This is a genomic window from Actinomadura rifamycini DSM 43936 (assembly GCF_000425065.1).
Taxonomy (GTDB): domain Bacteria; phylum Actinomycetota; class Actinomycetes; order Streptosporangiales; family Streptosporangiaceae; genus Spirillospora; species Spirillospora rifamycini.
Genome location: NZ_AULB01000010.1, coordinates 207,335 through 227,931 on the forward strand (window position 1 = coordinate 207,335; position 20,597 = coordinate 227,931).

Annotated in this window: 21 protein-coding genes; 9 read left to right on the forward strand and 12 right to left on the reverse strand. The window is 73.4% G+C overall.

Annotation, left to right across the window (positions count from 1 at the left end; translation table 11 throughout):
* Positions 1–52 precede the first annotated feature (52 nt).
* The 3 genes from H505_RS0109640 (at position 53) to H505_RS51530 (ending at position 1,300) form a co-directional block, all read left to right on the forward strand.
* Positions 53–610: a TetR/AcrR family transcriptional regulator gene (locus tag H505_RS0109640; RefSeq protein WP_026401803.1), complete on the forward strand. Its 558-nt coding sequence runs from the start codon at positions 53–55 to the stop codon at positions 608–610.
* Positions 611–813: 203 nt separating this feature from the next.
* A complete protein-coding gene (locus tag H505_RS51525; RefSeq protein ID WP_026401804.1) occupies positions 814–1,107 on the forward strand; it encodes a recombinase family protein in 294 nt (97 codons plus the stop codon).
* Positions 1,097–1,300: a helix-turn-helix domain-containing protein gene (locus tag H505_RS51530; protein ID WP_034517309.1), complete on the forward strand. Its 204-nt coding sequence runs from the start codon at positions 1,097–1,099 to the stop codon at positions 1,298–1,300. The genes H505_RS51525 and H505_RS51530 overlap by 11 nt, the downstream gene beginning before the upstream one ends.
* Before the next feature lie 126 nt (positions 1,301–1,426).
* On the opposite strand, the gene H505_RS0109655 is transcribed toward H505_RS51530, so the two are convergent.
* Together H505_RS0109655 and H505_RS0109660 are read right to left on the reverse strand one after the other, a co-directional pair.
* Entirely contained in the window at positions 1,427–2,986 is a 1,560-nt protein-coding gene (locus H505_RS0109655; protein WP_026401805.1) for a multicopper oxidase family protein, read from the reverse strand.
* Positions 2,983–3,360 (reverse strand): hypothetical protein, encoded by a 378-nt coding sequence (locus H505_RS0109660; protein ID WP_034517310.1) that lies wholly within the window; start codon positions 3,358–3,360, stop codon positions 2,983–2,985. The genes H505_RS0109655 and H505_RS0109660 overlap by 4 nt, the downstream gene beginning before the upstream one ends.
* A gap of 174 nt (positions 3,361–3,534) precedes the next feature.
* Here H505_RS0109660 and H505_RS0109665 point away from each other — a divergent pair, with 174 nt between their 5' ends.
* The 5 genes from H505_RS0109665 (at position 3,535) to H505_RS0109685 (ending at position 8,049) form a co-directional block, all read left to right on the forward strand.
* Positions 3,535–4,668, forward strand: a complete 1,134-nt coding sequence (locus tag H505_RS0109665; RefSeq protein WP_064743570.1) for a sensor histidine kinase — start codon at positions 3,535–3,537, stop codon at positions 4,666–4,668.
* Positions 4,665–5,342: a response regulator gene (locus H505_RS0109670; protein ID WP_026401808.1), complete on the forward strand. Its 678-nt coding sequence runs from the start codon at positions 4,665–4,667 to the stop codon at positions 5,340–5,342. The genes H505_RS0109665 and H505_RS0109670 overlap by 4 nt, the downstream gene beginning before the upstream one ends.
* Before the next feature lie 149 nt (positions 5,343–5,491).
* Positions 5,492–6,100, forward strand: coding sequence for an RNA polymerase sigma factor (locus H505_RS0109675; RefSeq protein WP_233617988.1), 609 nt, complete (start codon positions 5,492–5,494; stop codon positions 6,098–6,100).
* Positions 6,093–7,121, forward strand: coding sequence for a CU044_5270 family protein (locus tag H505_RS47465; RefSeq protein ID WP_026401810.1), 1,029 nt, complete (start codon positions 6,093–6,095; stop codon positions 7,119–7,121). The genes H505_RS0109675 and H505_RS47465 overlap by 8 nt, the downstream gene beginning before the upstream one ends.
* Before the next feature lie 388 nt (positions 7,122–7,509).
* Positions 7,510–8,049 (forward strand): DUF1062 domain-containing protein, encoded by a 540-nt coding sequence (locus H505_RS0109685; protein WP_245592474.1) that lies wholly within the window; start codon positions 7,510–7,512, stop codon positions 8,047–8,049.
* A gap of 202 nt (positions 8,050–8,251) precedes the next feature.
* Here H505_RS0109685 and H505_RS0109690 read toward each other — a convergent pair whose 3' ends face one another.
* From H505_RS0109690 to H505_RS0109730, 9 genes are all read right to left on the reverse strand, one after another.
* The gene (locus H505_RS0109690) at positions 8,252–8,557 is read right to left on the reverse strand and encodes a hypothetical protein (protein WP_026401812.1); all 306 of its coding nucleotides are present in this window, start codon (positions 8,555–8,557) and stop codon (positions 8,252–8,254) included.
* Positions 8,558–8,749: 192 nt separating this feature from the next.
* The gene (locus H505_RS0109695) at positions 8,750–9,658 is read right to left on the reverse strand and encodes a LamG-like jellyroll fold domain-containing protein (RefSeq protein ID WP_026401813.1); all 909 of its coding nucleotides are present in this window, start codon (positions 9,656–9,658) and stop codon (positions 8,750–8,752) included.
* Positions 9,659–9,712: 54 nt separating this feature from the next.
* Positions 9,713–11,809, reverse strand: coding sequence for a PQQ-dependent sugar dehydrogenase (locus H505_RS0109700; protein WP_026401814.1), 2,097 nt, complete (start codon positions 11,807–11,809; stop codon positions 9,713–9,715).
* 75 nt (positions 11,810–11,884) lie between these two features.
* Complete coding sequence (locus tag H505_RS0109705; RefSeq protein WP_026401815.1) at positions 11,885–12,685, reverse strand: sugar phosphate isomerase/epimerase family protein; 801 nt, start codon at positions 12,683–12,685, stop codon at positions 11,885–11,887.
* Positions 12,682–13,797 carry a dihydrodipicolinate synthase family protein gene (locus tag H505_RS40945; RefSeq protein WP_051300514.1) on the reverse strand — a complete coding sequence of 372 codons (1,116 nt, stop codon included), beginning with the start codon at positions 13,795–13,797 and terminating at the stop codon, positions 12,682–12,684. Before H505_RS40945 ends, H505_RS0109705 begins: the two co-directional genes overlap by 4 nt.
* 44 nt (positions 13,798–13,841) lie before the next feature.
* On the reverse strand, positions 13,842–14,993 hold the full coding sequence (locus H505_RS0109715) for a Gfo/Idh/MocA family protein (protein ID WP_026401816.1): 1,152 nt from the start codon (positions 14,991–14,993) through the stop codon (positions 13,842–13,844).
* A 167-nt stretch (positions 14,994–15,160) separates the two neighbouring features.
* On the reverse strand, positions 15,161–15,970 hold the full coding sequence (locus H505_RS0109720) for an ABC transporter ATP-binding protein (protein WP_034517314.1): 810 nt from the start codon (positions 15,968–15,970) through the stop codon (positions 15,161–15,163).
* A 139-nt stretch (positions 15,971–16,109) separates the two neighbouring features.
* Positions 16,110–17,129 carry an ABC transporter substrate-binding protein gene (locus tag H505_RS0109725; RefSeq protein WP_026401818.1) on the reverse strand — a complete coding sequence of 340 codons (1,020 nt, stop codon included), beginning with the start codon at positions 17,127–17,129 and terminating at the stop codon, positions 16,110–16,112.
* 109 nt (positions 17,130–17,238) lie between these two features.
* Positions 17,239–18,114: an ABC transporter permease gene (locus tag H505_RS0109730; RefSeq protein ID WP_051300484.1), complete on the reverse strand. Its 876-nt coding sequence runs from the start codon at positions 18,112–18,114 to the stop codon at positions 17,239–17,241.
* Between the two features lie 135 nt (positions 18,115–18,249).
* Here H505_RS0109730 and H505_RS0109735 point away from each other — a divergent pair, with 135 nt between their 5' ends.
* On the forward strand, positions 18,250–19,332 hold the full coding sequence (locus H505_RS0109735; RefSeq protein ID WP_051300485.1) for a LacI family DNA-binding transcriptional regulator: 1,083 nt from the start codon (positions 18,250–18,252) through the stop codon (positions 19,330–19,332).
* A 40-nt stretch (positions 19,333–19,372) separates the two neighbouring features.
* On the opposite strand, the gene H505_RS50960 is transcribed toward H505_RS0109735, so the two are convergent.
* Positions 19,373–20,338, reverse strand: coding sequence for a hypothetical protein (locus tag H505_RS50960; RefSeq protein ID WP_211238433.1), 966 nt, complete (start codon positions 20,336–20,338; stop codon positions 19,373–19,375).
* Positions 20,339–20,597: the final 259 nt, after the last annotated feature.

The window sequence follows — 20,597 nt, forward strand, 5'->3', positions numbered from 1 at the left end:
TCCTCAAGAAACCTAGCGTCTTCTTGAGGGTCGTTCAAGATAGGGTGTGGGGGTGCCCCGGAACCGACGCCCCCAGGACCGCGAAGAGAAACGCGAGGAGATCCTCGTCGCCGCCCAGCGGCTGTTCATCCACGACGGCTACGAGTCGGCGTCCATGGGTCAGATCGCCAAGAACGCCGGCGTCACCGTCAACACGATTTACTGGTACTTCCGCGACAAGGACGACCTGCTCATCGCTGTCCTGGACCGCCTGCTCACCGAAGCCCTCGCCCAGTACACGACCATCGCCGACCGGCCGCTGGGCGACCGGCTCCTATGGGCCGTCGACCAGCTCGAACGGCTGCACGGCCTCGTCAACACCGTCCACACCCGCGCCCCGGCCTCACCCGCCGTCCACGCCTGGCACACCGGCTTCCACGAACTCGCCGACACCCTGATCGCCGACGACCTCCGCAACGCCGGCGCCGCCGAAGCCGACCTCCCCGCCATGACCGCGATCGGCACCTTCGTCATCGAAGGCCTCCTCACCCACCGGCACAACGACGCCGGCAAACGAGCCGTGATCGACCTTCTCGTCCACCAGCTCACGACCATGCCGACCCGAACCTGACCGGAACCACGCGGGCTCGCATCGCAACGGCGAACGGCGGCAACGCCTCCGCTCCCGGCGGGGGTGTTGGAAATCGATTTACAACACCCCGCTCGAACTCCTCTTCACGAACCGCCACCGGGCGCGCATGTGTCGAGAAACGTGTTGAGAACTCGGGATGTTCAACAACTCCAACGGCACCGTTTTCCCTGCACTTCTGCGGTGTGACGCCCCTGCCCGACGGCTCCGAACCCTCCGCGGCGATCCGCCAGACCGACGACCTCTTCGGCGCCGAACCCGCGATCCTCACCGGCGCGCTCGTCGGCTACGCCCGGGTCTCCACCAAGGACCAGCGGCTCGACCGGCAGACCCTCGCGCTGAAAGCCGCCGGCTGCATGCGAATCTTCGCCGACAAGAAGTCCGGCAAGGACGCCGAACGCGAAGGGCACCAACGAGGGCCTGGCCGCCGCCAAGGCCCGCGGCGTCCGGCTCGGCCGGCCGCCCGCGATGACGCCTGAGCAGGTCCGGCACGCCCGCGCACTGCTCACCCAGCCCGACGCGACCATCTCCTCGATCGCCCGGCTCCTGGGCGTCAGCCGCTCCACCATCTACAAATACGTGCCCGAGCTCAAACCGACCGGCATCCAGCAGATCGAGCCCGACGTTCCCGAACCACGGCCCGCGATCACCGAGACCACACTCACATCCTGACCTGCTCCAATCCCCGCGCGAGAGACATCCGAACGAAAAGTCACGCTAGCGAGCTCGACCGCACGCTCTTGATGGGACTTTTCGTTCCGATGTTCGTCACCCCCGGGTCTGGTCGGCGGGCGCGGCTCAGGTGACCTCGAAGTCGGCCATCATGGCCATGTCCTCGTGTTCGAGGTTGTGGCAGTGCATCATGTAGCGGCCGCGGAACCCGGAGAAGCGCACCAGGACGTCCACGACCTCGTACGGGCGCACGTCCACGGTGTCCTTCCAGCCGCCGTCGGTGGGGCGGGGCGCTCGGCCGTTGCGGGACAGGACGTGGAAATGGGCGAGGTGGAGGTGCACCGGATGGTGGAAGTCGCTGACGAAGCGCCAGACCTCGGTGCCGTCCAGGCGCGGGCGGGCGAGCGGGGTGCCGGGGGTGAAGGGCTCGCCGTTGATCGTCCAGGCGGCGGCGGGGCCCTGGCCGGTGCGGCGGAAGTCGAACGTCCGCATGGGGGCGTTCGCGGGACGCACCGGCGCCTGCGAGGCTGACAGCCGGGCCGGGATCGCGCTGTCGTCGCGCGCTCGGCGGGTGACGCGGAAGCGCATCACCTGGCGGGCGGACCCGCGGCCCAGGGTGTTGAGCAGGGTCACCGAAGTGCCGACGGGGTAGGCGGAGAAGTCCACGACCACGTCCTGGCGTTCGGCCGGGGCGAGGACGATCGAGTCGTGCGCCACCGGCGCCGGGAGCAGCCCGGCGTCGCTGCCGACCTGGACGAAGGGGCCGCCGGGGGCCAGCCGCAGCCGGTAGCGGCGGGCGTTCGAGGCGTTCAGGACGCGCAGCCGGTACCGCGCCGCGGACACTTCGAGCTCGGGCCACGGGGCGCCGTTGACCAGGATGACGTCGCCTTCGACGCCCTCCATGTACGGCCCGGTGACGCCGGGCGTCCGCCGCAGGCTCGGGTCCAGGGACGGGTAGCGGAACGAACCGTCCTCCTCGAACGCGCGGTCGCAGATCATCAGGGGAACGTCCCGGTCGCCCCTGGGGAGCGGCAGCGTGTCCTCCTCGTCGTCGTGGACGAGCAGGAACCCGGCCAGGCCGCGCCACACCTGCGGGCCGGTGAAGTCCATGCGGTGGTCGTGGTACCACAGCGTCGCGGCGCGCTGGTCGAGCGGGTAGCGGTAGTCCCTGGCGGCGCTGTGCAGTTTCCATGCCGACGGCGGGACGTTCATCGCGTGATGCCCGTGATGCCCGTGGCCGGCATGGCCGCCGGACGGCCGGAAGTCCAGGCCGGCGGGGACGACCAGGTCGGTGGGGTAGCCGTCGGACTCGGGCGGGGTGACGCCGCCGTGCAGGTGGGTCGAGGTGGGCACGGGCAGTTCGTTGCGCACCCGCAGGGTGACGGCCTCCGCCCTCCGGGTGCGGAACGTGGGCCCCGGGAAACGCCCGTCGTAGCCCCAGACCTCGGTCGTCGTCCCGGGAACGATCTCCGCTTTCGCCGCCCGCTGCACCACCTCGTACAGGCCGGGACGCGTGGGGCGCGCGACCGGCGGCACGGGGAGCGGCAGCGTGAACGGCTCGGGCAGGGGAAGTGCGCTGGTGAGGAGTTCGGCCGTGGTCTCGGAGGCCGTCAGGACGCGGCCGGCCAGGACGCCCGCACCGGCCACGGCCGCGGCACCGCCCAGGAAACGCCGCCGGGAGATCATGACGCCACCGTCCGCGGCGACCGCAGCCACGTCCACGCCACCAGCAGCGCGGACGCTCCGAAGATCGCCATACCGAGCGGCATGTGCCAAGAGAGGATCCGGGACTGGCCCACGGCGACCTGCACCGTCTCCGCGGCGACGAGCGCGGCGCTCGCCCAGGCGGGCCAGGCCGGGCCGCGCCCCGGCCGCCACAGCAGGACCGCGGCGACCAGCTGCGCGTAGAGAAGGGCGTGCGTCACCCCGGCGTTGTTGCGGTGCCACGTCAGCATGTCGACATCGCCGGTGACGAAGAGCCCGGCCAGCGCCGCCTGCCCGAGGACCCCGGCCAGGTGCGCGGTCGCCGTCAGCCGCAGCGACCAGAAGATCATGTTCATGCCCGGAATCGTGCTCGAGCCGCACGTCGCGGGCGTCGGGACGGGGATGGCATCTGCCTTACCGCGGCGGATGTACGCGGGCCCCGGGGCACGGGCGCGTACGCCACGGGATGTACGCCGGGTCTCCGCCGCGCGCATGACGACGCGGGCCCGCCCTCGATCTACGGTGAGAGCGTGCGGATCAGTAAGGGCGATGCCCTGGTGGCGGGCGGCGCGCTGGCGGGGATCGTCTCGGGGACGTACGGCGGCCTCTCCTCCTCCGGGCCTTGGGAGCGGGACCTGGACGTCCTGGGTCTGTGCCTGATCGCGGTGGCGTCGCTGGCCCTGGCGTTCCGCCGGGCCGCTCCGGTGAGCGTCGGCGCGGTCACGATCGCCGCGGCCGTCGCCTACCACGCGCGCCACTATCCGGGCGTCTTCGCCGCAGCGCCCGCGCTGGCGGCCGTCTACACCGCGGCGGCGCAGGGGCGGCGGCGCCCGGCGATCGCGCTGGCCGCCGGGTTCGGCGCCATCGCCTGCACGCTGGTCGCGCTGTCGGACGTCGATCCGCAGCCGGGCGACGGGTTCAACCTGCTCAGCGGCTGGCTGGTCGCGATGGTCGTGGCCGGAGAAGTGGTGCGCAGCCGTCGCGCCTACCTGCGCGAGGTGGAGAGCCGCGCGGTCGAGGCGGAGCGCACCAAGGAGGAGGCGGCGCTGCGGCGGGTCGGCGAGGAACGGCTGTGGATCGCCCAGGAACTGCACGACGCGCTGACCCACACCATCTCGGTCATGAACGTTCAGGCGGCCGTTGCCCGGCAGTACCTCGACCGGGATCCCGTGCGGGCGCGGCGGGCGCTGGCGGCGGTGCGGGAGTCGGGGGCGGAGGCGATGAGCGAACTCCGGTCCACGCTCCAGGTGCTGCGCACCGACACGACCGGGCCCGATGCCGGGTTGGCCTGCCTGCCCCGCCTTCTCGGCAGGGCCGAGGCCGCCGGCCTGCACGTGGCCGCGAGCGTCGTCGGTGAGCGCTACGAACTGCCGGCCGAGGTCGACCGCGCCGCGTACCGCATCGTGCAGGAGGCGTTCACCAACACGCTGCGCCACGCCGGGGCCGCGTCGGTCACGCTGACCACCGAGTACCGTCCGCACTCGGTGGTGGTCCGGGTGGAGGACGACGGCGCAGCCGGCGCCGATCCGCCCGCGGGCCCCGGGATGGGCCTGATCGGGATGCGCGAGCGGGCCGTCGCCGTCGGCGGCACGCTGGCCGCCGGACCCCGCGTCGGCGGCGGCTTCGCCGTCCGCGCCGAACTCCCGGTCCCGGTTCCGGCGTGATCCGGGTCCTGCTGGCCGACGACCAGCCGCTGATCCGCGCGGGCTTCCGCGCGCTGCTGGAGATGGCCGAGGACATCGAGGTCGTCGGCGAGGCGGCCAGCGGTGTCGAGGCCGTGGAACTGTGCCGGTCCCTGCTGCCCGACGTGACCCTGCTGGACGTGCGGATGCCTCTGTTGGACGGCATCCAGGCGACCCGCCGGATCGGCGCCGCGCCCGACCTCGCGGGCGTCCGGGTCGTGATCCTGACCAACTACGCCATCGACGAGTACGTCTTCGCGGCGCTGCGCGCGGGGGCCTGCGGTTTCCTGCTCAAGGACATCGAGCCCGCCGACCTGCTGCAGTCGGTGCGGGTCGCCGCCGGCGGCGACGCGCTGCTGTCGCCGTCGATCACGCGGAGGCTGATCGAGGAGTACGTCGCCACCGTCCCGCGGCCGGCCGGCGGTGCGGAACTGGAGCGGCTGACCGCGCGCGAGCGCGAGATCGTGGCGCTCGTCGCGACCGGGATGTCCAACGAGGAGATCGCCGCGCACCTGGTCATCAGCCACGCCACCGTGAAGACGCACGTCAGCCGTTCGATCACCAAGCTCGGCGCCCGCGACCGCGCCCAGCTGGTCGTCTTCGCCTACGAATCCGGCCTGGCCGCCCCGGGAGGTGCCGCCCGGGGCGGCTGCTGAGCGGTTACGGGTCCGTCCGCCGCCGCACCGGGGGACGGACGCGTCGTGCGGACGGCGGCGAGAACCGCGGGAGTCCGTGCGGGAGACAAGGGGTGTTCATCCCGCTTCGATCTGGAGGACCGCAACGTGCACCGACGACTGGGCGTCTCGTGACGGCCGAGGCCGTGCCCGCGGAACCGCCGGCGGCAGGCGCGCTCACCGACTCCGACGTGATCCGGCTGTCCCTGGACGACCCCGAATGGTTCGCGGAGTTGTTCGACCGGCACCATCGCCGGATCCATCACTACGCGGCGCGGCGCCTGGGTGTGCACGCGGCCGACGACATCGTGGGCGAGACGTTCCTCGCGGCGTTCCGCCGCCGCGCCGCCTACGACCTGGCGCAGCCGCTGGCCCGGCCCTGGCTGTACGGGATCGCGACCACGCTGGTGGCCAGGCACCGGCGCGCGGAGGAACGGTACTACCGGGCGCTGCAGCGCACCGGCGCCGACCCGTTGCCCGAACCGCTGGCGGACGCCGTGGCGACCCGGGTCGCGGCCGAGAGCCAGCAGCGCAGGCTGGCCGGCGCGCTGGCCGGGCTGTCCCGGGGCGACCGCGACGTGCTGCTGCTGGTGGCGTGGGGCGACCTCACCTACGAGGAGGTCGCCCGCGCCTTGGAGGTGCCCGTCGGCACCGTGCGTTCCCGTCTCCACCGGGCCCGGCGCGTCGTCCGCCGCGCCCTCGGCGATTCCGCGACGGCCGAGGAGGCCACCGATGAATGACCTCGACCCGCTCAAGAGCTTCCGCCGCGCCACCCCGCCGATCACGCCCGCGGCCGCCGACGCGGCGCGCGACCGGCTGCGCGCCGCCTGGACGGCCCCGCCGCGCGAGCCGCGCCGCGCCGCCCGGCCCGTCCGGTCGCCGCGGTGGCTGGTGTCCCGCGCGGCCGCCGCGGCAGCACTCGGCATCGCGCTCACGGCCGGAATCGGCATCGCGCAGAACACCGGCGATCCGCGGGCCGGCACGCAGATCGCGAACGCCGCCGTGCTCGGCGAACGGGCCGCCCGCGCCGCGGAGGACGTACCGTTCGCGATGCCGCGAGCCGACCAGTGGATCTACGTCAAGATCCGGGCGGCCCAGTTCAAGGGCGACATGAACACCTGGTGGCTCGGCATGGACGCCGGGAAGACCCACACCGTGGAGCGTTGGGAACGCGTCGACGGCCGGGCGAGGGCGGAGTTCATCGACGGCGACCTGGAAGTGCGCTCCCCGCAGCGTCGCGAAGACCTCCAGGGCGACGTCGTCGGCTACTCGTTCCCCGGTCCCGACATGCACCGCGTGGTCAAGGAGCTGCCGACGGAGCCCGATGCCCTGCTGCGGGCGCTCTACGATCCGGACACCATGCGGATCCCCGACGACCCGGACGCGCCGGGCGGGCAACAACCGCGGCCGGACGACCGCGCGGTGTTCCGCACCGTCGCCGACCTGCTCCGGCGCCCCCTCCCGCCCGAACTGCGCGCCGCCCTGTACCGGGCTCTGCCGCGCATCCCCGGTGTCTCGGTCCGGACGGACGCGGCGGACGCGGCGGGACGGCACGGCGTCGCCTTCTTCGGCACCTTCGGCGGCTGGGCCGGCGACATGATCATCCTGGATCCGGAGACGTACCGGTACCTCGGCACCCGCTCCTTCGCCACCCGCGCCCACGCCCAGCAGGGCGAGGGCACGGTAGAGAAGGGCACCCTCCTGGAACTGACCGCCCAACTCGAGATGCGCGTCGTCGACGAACCCGGCGCGCGGCGCTGAGCCGCCCCGCCCCAGCACCTCACCGACCAAGGTGAAACCACGCTCGGTTCGGCCTGGCGCGGCAGGCCGGACCGAGCCCGGTGTTCGAGCATCGCGGTCCCATCGATCAAAGTCGTCCGCGCTCCCCAGGCGTCTCGCTCGGAAAGCGGTTGAGTCGTCCTGGAGCGTTCCCGTAGCTTGCCTGAAAGCCATCGCAGTGAGGACAGAGGACAGAACCGCGTGACCCCGCCTGCTCTTTAGACCTGACACCTTCTTCGCTCACCCGTAGCCGACGCTTCCGTCGGTTCCGCCGGGCCGCTCTGGCGTGCCCGGTCGTACGGCGTTCGAGGTCGCGCTCAATCGACCTCGTGTCAGGTCAAGAGAGATCATGTCTTCACAACCTCATACCGTGCTGCCCTGGGTCGTTCGCCGGACCCGGCTGCCTCTCCTGTCGCTGCGGTGCGCGGACTGCCGGTCGCGGTCGGCCACGACCGGCGCCGGCAGGTTCCGCGTCAACGCCAACGGCAAACTGCTGGACGTGTGGCTGCTGGTCCGCTGCGTGTCCTGCGATCGGACGAGCAAGCTCACCGTGCACGAGCGGACTCCGGTCGGGCGCATCGACCCGGCCGCACTCCACGGCTACCGCGTCAACGATCCGGAGCTCGTGGCGTCCCGGCTGCTGGACCCGCTGCTCGCCCGGCGCAACCGCTTCGCCCTGGACTGGACGGACGCCTGGCGGCTGGACACCCCGCCGGGTCCGCTCGACGGGGCGTGGCCGATCCAGGTGGAGGTCCACTTCGAGGATCCGGTGCCCGTGCGCCCCGAACGGCTTGTCGCGCAGGGGCTCGGCCTCAGCAGGAACGAAGTCCTGCGCCGGGTCAAGTGCGACATTCCGCTGCGTCGCAGGACGAGCGCGGGGTTCGCCTTCATCGTGATGCCCGAGGGCTAGCAGGGTGAAGCCGCGGCGGGCCGGGCGGCCCGCCGCGGCTTCGCCGCCCGAACCCAACGAGATATCGATCCGGTGGTGGATCGTCGTCGAACCGGTCTGCTGTCGATGTGCGCCGCCGCGGCGTCGGTAAAAGGTCGGCGGACGGCGCGGGGCCCGGCGGACGGCGCGGGGCCCCGGCGGTCGCCGGGCCCCGCGCGCTCGTTCAGTCCTCGCCGTTGTAGGCGCGCAGTTCGCGGCGCGCCCGGTGACGGCTGCGGCGGCGCTCTTCGCGCCGGAAGAGGTACCACTCACGGCCGCCGCCGAGGGTGCCGCAGTCGAACAGGTAGTGGTCGGTGGCGCCCCAGTAGCAGCCGCTTCGTCCGCAGCGGTTCATGGACGCGCTGTCGGCGGTGATCTTCTCCGGCAGGGTGCACGGCCCGAACCGGTGGTCGTGCACGGGACGGCAGTTTACCATCGGCGCCTCGGCCATCCCCACCCACCAGGGCCGGGTCTTGTCGGTCTTGCTCATACGGTCACCTTTCGGCTCCGCGACGCCCCGGGTTGGGGCCGTCACAAGACCGGATGCACCGTGATCACCTCCGACTTCGCGCAACTGCGGCTCGGGACCGCGAGACGGCCTTGCCGCTCGGCGAACCCGCTTCCGACGTTACCGCGATCTTCAGTTGTTCGTGTGAAGGGCCGCCTCTCCGTCCGCGAAGGGTCAGCGTTTCGTGATCCGGTAGATCTGGCGGGCCTCGCGGTCGGTGACGGGACGGTCGAAGAACATCAGGTCGTCCATCCTGCAGTCGCACGGGTTGGCCTCGGCGTCGTCCTGCGGGAAGCTGCCGCCGATCTTGATACCGCGGGGGTCGGTGGCGGACGTGACGTCGGGTTCGGGCGGCCCGTCGAGTTCCCAGGGGTCGCCGGAGCGGGTGGAGAAGCCCGGCAGCGGCGCGCCGTTCTTGTAGAGCTTCATCTCCCCGGTGTCGTAGTCGAACGTCGCGGTCAGGTGCACCCAGGTGCCGGGCGGCAGGATCGAGCGCCAGTCCTCCCGCGCGGCGAACGTCTGCGAGGAGCCGCCGTCGAGGCGGCGGCCGAGGGCGACGACGCGCAGCTCGCCGGAGACGTCGATGATCTCCAGCAGGGCGCGGACGGCGTGGCCGTCGGAGTCGCCGGTGAGCACGCCCGACAGCCCGATCGCGTTGTACCGGTCGTCGGGGTCGGCGGTGTTGGTGTCGGGGCTCGGGTTGACGCCGGTCATCTTGAACCAGCCGGCGAGGGTCGCGCCGGAAGCGGCGTTGAACGCGCGCAGGGTCGGCACGCCGGCGGCGGAGTAGACGCCGGCCTTCCAGTCGTCGTTCGGAGCGCCGTTCATCTGCCGGAGCCGGACGACGTGCCCGCGCGAACCGTCGCGGACGCGCATGGCGGCGCCGCCGTTCACCAGGTCGATGGGGGTGCGCGAGCGGCCGAGGTCGCGTTCGCGGGACGGGTCGCCGGGCATCGGGTGCTCGAAGTCGTAGTGGGCGACCAGGTCCTTGCGCGGGTTCGGCCCGGACGCCTCGGCGGGGACGGCGGCGAGGGCGGCGCCCAGCAGGACGGTCGTGACGAGGGCGGTGCGGCGGATGCGCATGTCGGTCTCCTCGGGGAGCCGGACGGGCGGGGCGGCCCCGCCCGTCCGGTGGGGTCATCGGGCGGGGGTCCCGCGGACGGTCAGGTCGCGGAGCCGGCCGATGTTGTCGAACGAGCCGAAGCCCACCCGGCCGGAGCCGAGCGCGGTGTCGAGGGCCGTGAAGACGGGACGGTCGGCGCCGTCGGTGTACACGGCGATCTCGCCGGTGCCCGCGCAGTGCCGCACGCGGACGTCGTGCCAGTTCGCGTCGGTGACGGCGGGCGGCGCGCCCTTCGACCGGTTGGCGTTCCACTGCCGGTCGATGCGGACGCGGTCGGCGCCGTTCACCAGGAAGATCCCGTTGTGCGGGTAGACGGTGTTGTCGCTGGACAGGTGCGCGTAGTAGAAGTGCGTGTCGTCGCGGTAGCCGAACACGACGATCACGTCGCGGTCGGACTCGGCGACGGGCGTGTCGAGCCGCACCTGCGCGTCGATCTGGGCGGAGGCGAACTCGGGGCCCTTGTCCAGCACCGCGTACTCGAAGGGGCGGCGGGGGCCGGGGCGCGCCTCGCCGGCCTCGGCGAGGACGACCTGCCCGTGCTCGAACCGCCACTTCGCCGGGGTGACGGGCGACCAGTCGCCGGCGTCGGCGGCGTGCCCGACGCGGGCGGGGCCGGTGCGGCACTCGGCGAACCGCCGGGTGTCGACGATCTTCCAGATCGTCCCGTTGGCCTTGGAGAGCAGGTACAGCTCGCCCTTGGCGTCGGAGCCGATGCGCAGGTCGACGCGCTCGTCCCCGGCGAGGTCCCGCATGGTGACGGGCTCACCGGCCGTGGTGTAGGCGGACAGCTCGTAGATCTGCGCGCGGTCCTCGCCGGCGGGGTCGCGCTTCATGTCCGACTCCTCGGTGTAGAAGAGCCGGCCGTTGACGATGTCGCCGAACAGGTACTTGCCGCGCAGGGCGTCGAGCTTGCCGCGGTAGACGTAGCCGCCGGAGATGGCCTTGCCGACGTCGCTGCGGCAGTCCCAGTCGGCGGGCGGGTCGTGGTCGTAGGCGGCGAGCGGGTAGTTGTAGCCGTACTCGAGGTCGTCCTCCGGCAGCGGGTACAGGTGGCAGCGGTCGTCCTCGCGGAAGGTGAAGGCGCCTTCGCGTTCGCTCCAGCCCAGGTTGTCGCCGGGTTCGATCTCGTGGATCGACTCGATCTCGTGCTCGCCGATGTGGGCGAGGAACAGCCGCTTGGAGCCGCGGGTGTCCCAGCTGAACCGGTGCGGGTCGCGCATGCCGTAGGCGTAGATCTCGGCGAGCTTGCCGTCCTGGCCGACGAACGGGTTGTCGGCGGGCACGCCGTACTCGCCGTTCACGCCGTCGGTGCCGGACGGGTCGATCCGCAGGATCTTGCCCTGCGGCATGGCGAGGTTCTGCGGGTCGCCGCCGTTGGCGCCGACGTTGCCGTTGCCGCCGTCGCCGACCGCGAGGTACAGCATCCCGTAGTCGGGGTCGCCGGGCCGGGCGTTGGGGTTGAAGTCGATCTGCTGGAGGTTGTGGATCCGCCCGGAGAACCCGAACCGCAGGACCTCGCGGTGCGTGCCGCTGAAGGTGCCCGCGGACGGGTCGTCGGCGATCCACTCGGTGAGGACGCCGTGGTAGCCGGTGTTCGGCTGCTCGGGGAGGTCGGGCTCCTCGGTCTCGAGCGCGTCGCCGCGCTCGACGTGCGTGGTGTAGAACGTTCCGTTCTTCGCGAACGCCGGGTGGAACGCGACGAACCCGAAGCCCTGGCCGAGCCCGGCGGCGGAGTAGAAGTCGGGCGCGAACGTCGCGCCGACGTCCAGGTAGGCGCGGGGCGTGCGGGTCTTCTTGTCGAGGAAGTACAGCTTGCCGTTCAGGTCGGGGACGAACAGGCGGCCCGAGCGGTCGGGGAGCTCGCCGACGTGGTTGATGCGGTTCCAGCGCTTCAGCCGGTCGTCGGTCGGCGGGGCCGACGGCTCCGATTCGGGCAGCTGGGCGACCTTCTCCAGGACGAGCCCGAGCCCGGCGGGCGCGGGGTCCTCGGGGATGGGGTCGAGGATGGGCGCGGGGGCGGGGGCCGTCTCCGCCGCCGACGCCGGCGGTGCGGCGACCAGCGACGCCAGCAGCGCCGTGATCGCGAGCGGACTCACGATGAGTTTTCGCATTCCGACCGTCCTTCTCGTGGGGGTGGGTGGAAAGCGCTTACTGGAAGCGCTTTCCGGACTTCGGTGCGGGCGGGGTCACTCGACGTGCTCGCGGTAGCGGGCGAGGGTCAGGGCCAGCGCCTCGGGGCCGGGCATGGCCCAGAGCGCCTCGTTGAAGATCTCCACTTCGATCGGGCCGGTGTAGCCGGCGGCGTCGACGGCGGCGCGGAACCGCCGCAGGTCGACGCACCCGTCGCCGAGCATGCCGCGCCCGGTCAGCACGCCCTCGGGCAGCGGGGTGATCCAGTCCGCGACCTGGAACAGCGCGATCCGGTCCTGCGCGCCCGCGCGGGCGATGCCGTCCCAGACCGCCGGGTCCCACCACAGGTGGTAGGTGTCGATCATGACGCCGACCTGGTCGGACGGGTGCGGGGCGGCCAGGTCGAGAGCCTGCGCGAGGGTCGTCACGACGCAGCGGTCCGAGCAGAACATCGGGTGCAGCGGCTCGATCGCGAGCCGCACCCCGTGCTCCCCCGCGTACGGGGCCAGCTCGGCCAGGACGTCCGCGACCCGGGCGAGGGCGCCGTCCAGATCGCGGGAGCCCTCCGGCAGCCCGCCGCTGACCAGGCACAGGGCGGGCGCCCCCAGCTCGGCGGCCTCCTCGATGGCGCGCCGGTTGACCTCCACGGCGTCCGGCTCCCGGAAGAAACCGCCCCGGCACAGGGACGTGACGGTCAGCCCGTGGTCGCGCACGAGCTTGGCCGTCCGCGCCGCGCCGTACTCGGCGACGGGCTCGCGCCACAGCCCGACCCCGGCGACCCCGGCGGCCGCGCATCCGGCGGCGAGGTCGGGCAGCGGCCAGTGCCGCGTCGTCCACTGGTTCAGGCTGAATCTCACGCGGCCGCTCCCTGGTCGATCCCCTGCACGGTCAGCCAGGCGCGCATCCGCTCCGCCGCCAGGTCCGGGTCGGGGAACAGCCCGGCGGCGTCGGCCAGCTCGAACAGCCGCACCAGGTGCGGGACGGAACGCGCCGACTCCAGGCCCCCGACCATGCGGAAGTGCCGCTGGTGGCCCGCCAGCCACGCCAGGAACACCACCCCGGTCTTGTAGTAGAAGGTCGGGGCCTCGAACAGGTGCCGGGCGAGCGGGAGCGTCGGCGTGAACGCCGCCTCGTAGGCGCCCGCGTCCGCGGCGTCCAGCGCGCGCAGCGCCGCCGCGGCGGCGGGCGCGATCGGGTCGAAGATCCCGAGGAGCGCGTCGCTGTGCCCGGACGCGTCGCCGCGGATCAGCTCCGGATAGTTGAAGTCGTCGCCGGTGTACAGCCGCACGCCGTCCGGCAGCCGCCGCCGGAAGTCGACCTCGCGGCCGGCGTCCAGCAGCGAGATCTTCACGCCGTCGACCCGGGACGCGTGCGCGCCGATCAGCTCGAGCAGCGCGGACGCCGCGGCGTCCAGGTCCGCCGAACCCCAGTAGCCGTCCAGCGCCGGGTCGAACATCGGGCCCAGCCAGTGCAGTACGGCCGGGCGCCGCAGCTGCGGCAGCAGCCGCCCGTACACCGCCGCGTAGTCGCCGGGGGTGCGGGCCGATGCGGCGAGCTGGCGGCTGGCCATCAGGACGGGGACCGCGCCGGCGTCCTCGACGACCGCGAGCTGCTCCTCGTAGGCGGCGGTGATCGCGTCGAGCGGGGCCGGGCCGGGCGGGAGCTGGTCGGTGCCCGCGCCGCAGACGATGCGGCCCCCGGCGGCGCGGGCCTCCCGGCCGCTGCGGGCGATCAGCTCGCGGGTGACCGCCCAGTCCAGGCCCATCCCGCGCTGCGCGGTGTCCATCGCCTCGGCCACGCCGAGGCCGTGCGCCCACAGGTGGCGGCGGAACGCCAGGGTGGCGTCCCAGTCGAGGGTCCCGCCGGGCGCGCCGCCGCCGAACGGGTCGGCGACCACGTGCGCGGCGGCGTAGGCGACGCGCGACGCGAACGGCTCGGTGGACGCCGCGAACGCCCGCGGCTCCCCCATCGTGTACGGGACGAGCGTCCCGTCCGGGCGCGGAAGGTCGAGTTTCACCGGGACAGCTCCGGGACGTCGAGGCGGCGGCCCTCCCGCCAGGCCCGCAGCCCCAGCTCGGCGAGCTGGACGCCGCGCGCCCCGGCGTAGAAGTCCCACGGGAACGGGGCGTCCTCGGCGACGTGCCGCAGGAACATCTCCCACTGCGTCTTGAACCCGTTGTCGAATTCGATGTTGTCGGGGACCTCCTGCCACTGCGACCGGAAGTCCTCGGTGGGGGGCAGGTCGGGGTTCCACACCGGCTTCGGGGTCATGGAGCGGTGCTGGACGCGGCAGCGGCGCAGGCCCGCGACCGCCGAGCCCTCCGTGCCGTCCACCTGGAACTCCACGAGCTCGTCGCGGAACACCCGTGTCGTCCACGAGGAGTTGATCTGCGCGATGACGCCGCCGTCCAGCTCGAAGATGCCGTAGGCGGCGTCGTCGGCGGTCGCCTGGTAGGGCTTGCCGTCCTCGTCGAACCGCTCGGGGATGTGGGTGGCGCCGAGCACCTGCACCGACCGCAGCGGCGCGATGATCCCCTCCAGGACGTACCGCCAGTGGCAGAACATGTCGAGGATGATGCCGCCGCCGTCCTCGTCGCGGTAGTTCCAGCTGGGGCGCTGCGCCTCCTGCCAGTCGCCCTCGAACACCCAGTAGCCGAACTCGCCGCGCACCGACAGGATCCGCCCGAAGAACCCGCCGTCGACCAGCCGCTTCAGCTTCATCAGGCCCGGCAGGAACAGCTTGTCCTGGACGACGCCGTGCTTGATGCCCGCCTCCTCGGCGAGGCGCGCCAGCGCCAGCGCGTCCTCGAGGCCCTCGGCGGTCGGCTTCTCGGTGTAGACGTGCTTGCCGGCGGCGACGGCCGCGCGGATCGCGTCGACGCGCGCGCTGGTGACCTGCGCGTCGAAGTAAATCTCGGTGCCGGGCCGGGCGAGCGCCTCGGCCAGGTCGGTCGTCCACTCGGTGAGGCCGTGCCGCTCGGCGAGCTCGCGCAGCTTGACCTCGCTGCGTCCCACCAGCACCGGCTCCGGCCACAGCACGGTGCCGTCGGCCAGCCGCAGCCCGCCCCGCTCCCGGATCCCGAGGATCGAGCGGAGGAGATGCTGGCGGTACCCCATCCGGCCGGTCACGCCGTTCATGACGATGCCGATGGACCTGCGTTCCATTCCTGTGCCTTTCGGTTGTCGTGTCGGTCGCGGCGGGCGGGATCCCGCGCCGAGTCCCGGCGCCGGCGCCGGTGCCGGGCGCGGGTTCCCGTCGCCGCCGACCGGGTGGACGTCCGGGTGGACGCCCCGGGGGATCGTCCGGGTCGGTCAGTCGGCGGCCGCGTCGGTCAGTCGGCGGCCGCGCCGGCGCCCAGCAGGCCGCGGACCCGGTTGGTCACGCGGGCGAACTCGGGGCGCTCCATCGTCGGGGCGTACGCGCGCTCGGCGGGCAGGTCGACGTCGATGATCTCGGCGATCGTCCCGGGCCGGTCGGTCATCACCACGACGCGGTTCGCCAGGTAGGCGGCCTCGGCGATGGAGTGCGTGACCAGCAGGACGGTGGTGCCGGTCTCCCGCCAGATCCGGTTCATCTCGATGTTCAGCTGCTCGCGGGTGAGCGCGTCGAGCGCGCCGAACGGCTCGTCCATCAGCAGGACGGGCGGTTCGTGCAGCAGCGCGCGGCACAGCGCGACGCGCTGCTGCATGCCGCCCGACAGCTCGTGCGGGAGCGCGTCCTCGAACCCCTTCAGGCCGGTCATCTCGATGAGCTCGTCGGCGCGGCGGCGGGCCTGGTCCGAGGGCATGCGCCGCATCTCGGCCTGGAGGAGGATGTTGCGGCGGGCGCTGCGCCACTCCAGCAGCGCGGCCCGCTGGAACACGTAGCCGATGTCGTGGCGGGGGCCGCCGACGCGGTCGCCGCGCAGCCGGACGGTGCCCGACGACGGCTGCAGCAGCCCCGCCACCAGCTTCAGCAGGGTGGACTTGCCGCAGCCGGACGGCCCGACGATGGCGACGAACTCCCCCATCGGGACGTCCAGCGCGATGTCGCGCAGCGCGGTGACGTCGCGCTTGCGGCTGCGGAACCGCACGGCCACGTCGTCCAGCCGGACGGCGGGCTCGGTCCCGGCCGTGCCGGATTCGGTCGCTTTCTGGCTCATGGTCCTCATCGCTCGTCCCGTCGACTCGTACTGGTTCGCAGCGCCCTGGTCTGCGAGGTCTTGGGCTGCAGGGGTCGTGGGCTGCAAAAACTCGGGCGGGGTGGTCGCGTCCTTCCGGGGCGGACGCGCCCGGTCCGGGTCAGCCCTGGCCGGACGGCGCCTGCCAGTACTCGGCCGGGTCCTTGGCCTCCTCGATGACGCCGGCCTGCTGGAAGGTGGCGATCGTCTGCCGCCAGTCGGCCTCGGCGTTGACGCCGGGCGCCTTGCCCTGGGTCGCCGGGGTGTGCAGCAGCTCGAGCGTGGCGGCGAACTGCTCGGTCAGGACCTTGTCGGACGGCAGCTGCTGCGACGCGCCGGCCATGCTGGCGACGGCGCCGGCGGGGTCGGACGACGCGGCCGTCCAGGACTCGCTCGTGGCCGCGACCATCTTCTCCACCAGCTCCTTCTCGCTCTGGAGCTTGCGCTCGCCGACCATGAGGCCGTTGGAGAAGAAGTTCAGCCCGAAGTCGGCGTACCGCAGGTAGGACATCGGCTTGCCGGACTTCTCCTGGATCGTCGGGCCCTGGTCGTTGGCGAAGCCCATCAGCCCGTCGACCGTCTCCGACATCACCGCGGCCATCTTCCCGGCCGGGTCGGTGTTCTGGACGTTGACTTCGGCGGGGTCGATGCCGTTCTTCTCCAGGAAGACCGGGAAGGTGCGCGACAGCGCGTCCCCGGCGGTGCCGGCGACCGTCTTGCCCTTGAGGTCGGCGGGCTTCTCGATCCCGGCGGACGCGAAGGACTGCACGGATGCGGGCGTGGTCTGCAGGTAGACGCCGAGGCTCTTGACCGGGACGCCCTTGTCGACGGCGGCGAGCAGCGCGGGGGTGTCGGCCCAGCCGAAGTCGGTCTGCCCGGCGCCGGTGGCCTGCACGGTCTTCTGCGAGCCCTGCCCGGCGGTGATCTCCAGGGCGATGCCGTGCTTTTCGAAGATGCCCTTCTTCTCGCCGTAGTAGAACGGCGCGTGCTCGCCGTAGGGGTACCAGTTGAGCGTCAGGGTGACCTTGGTCAGCTTCTTGCCGGAGTCGCTGGTGACCTGGTCGGAGTCCCCGCCGCAGGCGGCGCCGCTGAGCGCGACGAGCGGGGCGAGCAGGGCTGCTGCGATGGTGCGGAGTCTCATGGGACGGCCCTCCGTGGTCGGGGTGGGGTGGTGTCGGCCAGTGCCGAGGGGCGGCGCCGAGGGCGGCGCCGGAACGGTCCAGGGACCGTGCCGTGCGGGCGGGGGGCGGTCAGTAGGTGGTGACGGCGCCGTCGCGGCGGCTGGCGTGCCAGGGCAGCAGCAGCCGCTCGGCGACCTCGACGACGACGAACAGCAGGACGCCGATGGCGGACATGACCAGGAGCCCGGCGAACAGCATGGGGGTGTCGAGGTTGCCGTTGGCCTGCAGGATCACGTAGCCGAGCCCTTCGTTGGCGCCGACGAACTCGCCGACGACGGCGCCGGTGACGGCGAGGGTGACCGCGACCTTGAGGCCGGAGAACAGGTGCGGGAGGGACGCGGGCAGCCGGATCTTCAGGAAGGTCGCCATCGGGCCGGCGCCCATCGTGGCCGACAGCTGCAGCATCTCGGGGTCCACCGACTTCAGCCCGGCGACCATGGAGATCACGACCGGGAAGAACGCGATCAGGACCGCGACGACGATCTTCGGGCCGATGCCGAAGCCCATCCACACCACGAACAGCGGCGCGATGGCGATCTTGGGGATGACCTGGGCGAACAGCAGGATCGGGTAGAGCGTGCGCTCGACCGTCGCGGAGTACACCATGATCACCGCGGCGAGGACGCCGACGGCGACGGCGATCGCGAAGCCCAGCAGCGTCTCGTAGGTGGTGACCCAGGTGTGCTGCCAGATGTAGCCCCATTTGTCGGTCAGCACCTCGAACGTGGCGCCGGGCGAGGGCACCAGGTACTCGGCGACCAGCTTGAACGAGCTGACCGCCCACCAGGCGGCGAAGCACGCCACCAGCAGCGCGAGCGGCCGCCAGGTCTGCTCGGCGACGGCGGCGACGCGCTCCCCCGCGCCGGGCCGGTCGCGTTCGACGACGCCCGGCGCGTCCGGCGCGTCCGTCGCCGGGGTCGCGCTCGTCGTGCCCTGACTCACCATGGGTTCCTCCGGGGCGGTTGTTCAGAAAGCGCATTCAGAAAGCGCTTTCTGGTGTACGGTAAGAACCATCGACGACGCGGTCAAGAGGGTCGGCCGAAGATCCGCCGCGAAGTCGGCTCGAGCGAGGGGGCGGTGATGACGGAGGCGGCGGAGGAGTCCCGCACCGGCGAGCGTGCACCGGATCGCGCGTACGTGACCCTGCAGGACGTCGCGCGGGAGGCCGGGGTCTCGCTCGCCACCGCGTCCCGGGTGCTGAACGGGACCTCGCAGGTGCGGACGGATCTGCGGGAGCGGGTGCTGGCCGCGGCGGCGTCGCTGCGGTACACGCCGAACGCCCACGCGCAGGCGCTGGCCAGCGCGTCCAGCACGTCCGTCGGGGTGATCTGCCACGACGTCAGCGACCCCTACTTCGCCGCGGTGGCCCGCGGCGTGATGACCACGGCCGCCGAGCACGGGATGCTGGTGATGCTGGCCAGCACGTTCCGCGATCCGGCCCGCGAGGTCGAGTACGTGGCGATGCTGCGCGCCCAGCGGGCCCGCGCGATCCTGCTGATCGGCTCGGGGTTCGAGGACCGCGAGTGGGAGCGCTCGCTGGGCGCGGAGCTGGAGCCCTACCAGCGGACGGGCGGGCGGGTCGCGGTGCTGAGCCGGCATCGCAGCCTGAAGGTCGACGCGGTGCTGCCGCAGAACCGGGAAGGCGCCTACGAGCTCGGCCGCGCGCTGCTCGACCTGGGGCACCGGGAGTTCGCGGTGCTGACCGGGCCGCGCGCGCTGACGACGGTGTCGGACCGGCTCGCGGGATTCGCGGAGGCGCTGGCCGACGCGGGGGTGCCGCTGCCGGACGAGCGGATCGTCGAGGCCGCGTTCACCCGGGACGGCGGGTACGCGGCGGCGGCGGAGCTGCTGGCCCGCGGCGAGCGTCCGACGTGCGTGTTCGCGGTGACGGACGTGATGGCGGTCGGGGCGCTGACGGCGTTCCGCGACCGCGGGGTGCGGGTGCCGGAGGACGTGTCGCTGGCCGGGTTCGACGACATCCCGATCGTCGGTGACCTGACGCCGCCGCTGACGACGGTGGCGCTGCCGCTCGGTGAGATGGGCGAGCGGGTGATGGGCCTGGCGCTGCGCGAGCCCGCGGGCCGCCGCAGCCGCATCGAGCGCATCGCGGGCGAGGTCGTCCTGCGCGCCAGCACGGCCCCGCCCCGCGCGTCCGGCCGCTGACCCCGCCGTCCCGGTCGGCGTCGGTTCGGGGGCGGCGGGTTCAGCGGCGGCAGGTGCCGAGCCAGGCGAGGAGGGCGGCGGCCGCGTCCTCGGTGAGGGCGCCGGGCAGGTCGGAGCCGAACCGCCGCGCGGCCAGGGTGCGCAGCCGGTTGCCCGCGGCGGCGGCTCCGGCGGCGGCCGCGGCGGCGACGAGGGCGGGCGGCCCGTACTCGGTGCGGTCGCGCCGGGCCGCGGCGCCGGACGCGGCGGCGGCGAGCAGCACCCGGGGAAGCATGCCCTGCGGCGCGCTGCGGTCGGGGACGGCGGGGTGTTTGTCGAGGCCGAGCTCGCCCGCGGCGGCGAGGGCGTGCACGGCGCGGACACCGGGACGGGCGAGCAGCCGCGCGGGGCCGGGATCGGTGCGGCGGGACCGCAGGGCGAGCGCGGTGAGTCCGGCGGTGCTGCGGCAGCCCGTGGCGGCGCCGAGGGCCGCGGCCCGCAGCAGGGACGGGCGCCGCGCGGGCTCGGGGTCGGCGAGGCGGCGGTCGCGCTCGTCGGCCCGGAACGTCGCGGCGAGGGTGGCGTGGGTCGTCATGCCGTAGGCGAGGTGCGGGATCGCTTCGGCCGCCCAGTCCGCGCGGGTCCGGCACCGCGGGTCGGTGATCGCCAGGCGGGCGGCGGGCAGGTCGGCGGCGGCCATCGCGGCGGCGCCCAGCAGCGGCCCGCCGATGGCGGCGGGGAGCCGGACGCCGGTGGCGCGCAGGGCTCCGGCCAGGCCGCCCACGGCGAGGCCGGCGAGGGTGCCGCCGAGGGCGCCGGCGGCCTCGAGCCGGTCGCCGCGCTCGCGGTCGCCGCCCGGCACGGGCGTGCCGGTGCGGTCGGCGAGCTCGGACGCGACGGCGTCCGGGGTGCGGCTCGGGGGCCGGCCCCGCACGGCCATGTCCGCGTGGGTGGTCGCGTTGAGCGCGGTCGTGCCGGCGGCGCCGGCCGCGGCACCGCGCAGGAAGCCTCTGGTCACTGTGGTCACGGCCCGGGGACTACCCGGCCCGGCGGCGATTACCCGGGGCGCGGGTCTCGACGGCGCGACCGTCGCCGCAGGTGCGGCGGGACCTGCGGCCGCGAACCGAGAGTCCGGCGGCGGACGACCGGCGGGAGACCGCGGTCGCCGGGGCGAGGACGCCGGTCCCGCCCGGTGAAGGCGCGGGACCTGGTCGCCGCGGGCGCGGTGGTGCGGGGCCGATGCCGGCGGCGCCGCGGACGCGCCGCGACGCCCGCGGGCGAGGTCC

What these genes read in the sequence shown, in the direction of transcription:
- H505_RS0109655 (WP_026401805.1), bottom strand. Translation starts at nt 2,986, where the DNA reads ATGATCTCCCGGCGGCGTTTCCTGGGCGGTGCCGCGGCCGTGGCCGGT.
- H505_RS51530 (WP_034517309.1), top strand. Translation starts at nt 1,097, where the DNA reads ATGACGCCTGAGCAGGTCCGGCACGCCCGCGCACTGCTCACCCAGCCC.
- H505_RS0109730 (WP_051300484.1), bottom strand. Translation starts at nt 18,114, where the DNA reads ATGGTGAGTCAGGGCACGACGAGCGCGACCCCGGCGACGGACGCGCCG.
- H505_RS0109720 (WP_034517314.1), bottom strand. Translation starts at nt 15,970, where the DNA reads ATGAGCCAGAAAGCGACCGAATCCGGCACGGCCGGGACCGAGCCCGCC.
- H505_RS0109660 (WP_034517310.1), bottom strand. Translation starts at nt 3,360, where the DNA reads ATGAACATGATCTTCTGGTCGCTGCGGCTGACGGCGACCGCGCACCTG.
- H505_RS0109715 (WP_026401816.1), bottom strand. Translation starts at nt 14,993, where the DNA reads ATGGAACGCAGGTCCATCGGCATCGTCATGAACGGCGTGACCGGCCGG.
- H505_RS0109735 (WP_051300485.1), top strand. Translation starts at nt 18,250, where the DNA reads ATGACGGAGGCGGCGGAGGAGTCCCGCACCGGCGAGCGTGCACCGGAT.
- H505_RS0109725 (WP_026401818.1), bottom strand. Translation starts at nt 17,129, where the DNA reads ATGAGACTCCGCACCATCGCAGCAGCCCTGCTCGCCCCGCTCGTCGCG.
- H505_RS47465 (WP_026401810.1), top strand. Translation starts at nt 6,093, where the DNA reads ATGAATGACCTCGACCCGCTCAAGAGCTTCCGCCGCGCCACCCCGCCG.
- H505_RS40945 (WP_051300514.1), bottom strand. Translation starts at nt 13,797, where the DNA reads ATGGGGGAGCCGCGGGCGTTCGCGGCGTCCACCGAGCCGTTCGCGTCG.
- H505_RS0109695 (WP_026401813.1), bottom strand. Translation starts at nt 9,658, where the DNA reads ATGCGCATCCGCCGCACCGCCCTCGTCACGACCGTCCTGCTGGGCGCC.
- H505_RS0109700 (WP_026401814.1), bottom strand. Translation starts at nt 11,809, where the DNA reads ATGCGAAAACTCATCGTGAGTCCGCTCGCGATCACGGCGCTGCTGGCG.
- H505_RS0109690 (WP_026401812.1), bottom strand. Translation starts at nt 8,557, where the DNA reads ATGAGCAAGACCGACAAGACCCGGCCCTGGTGGGTGGGGATGGCCGAG.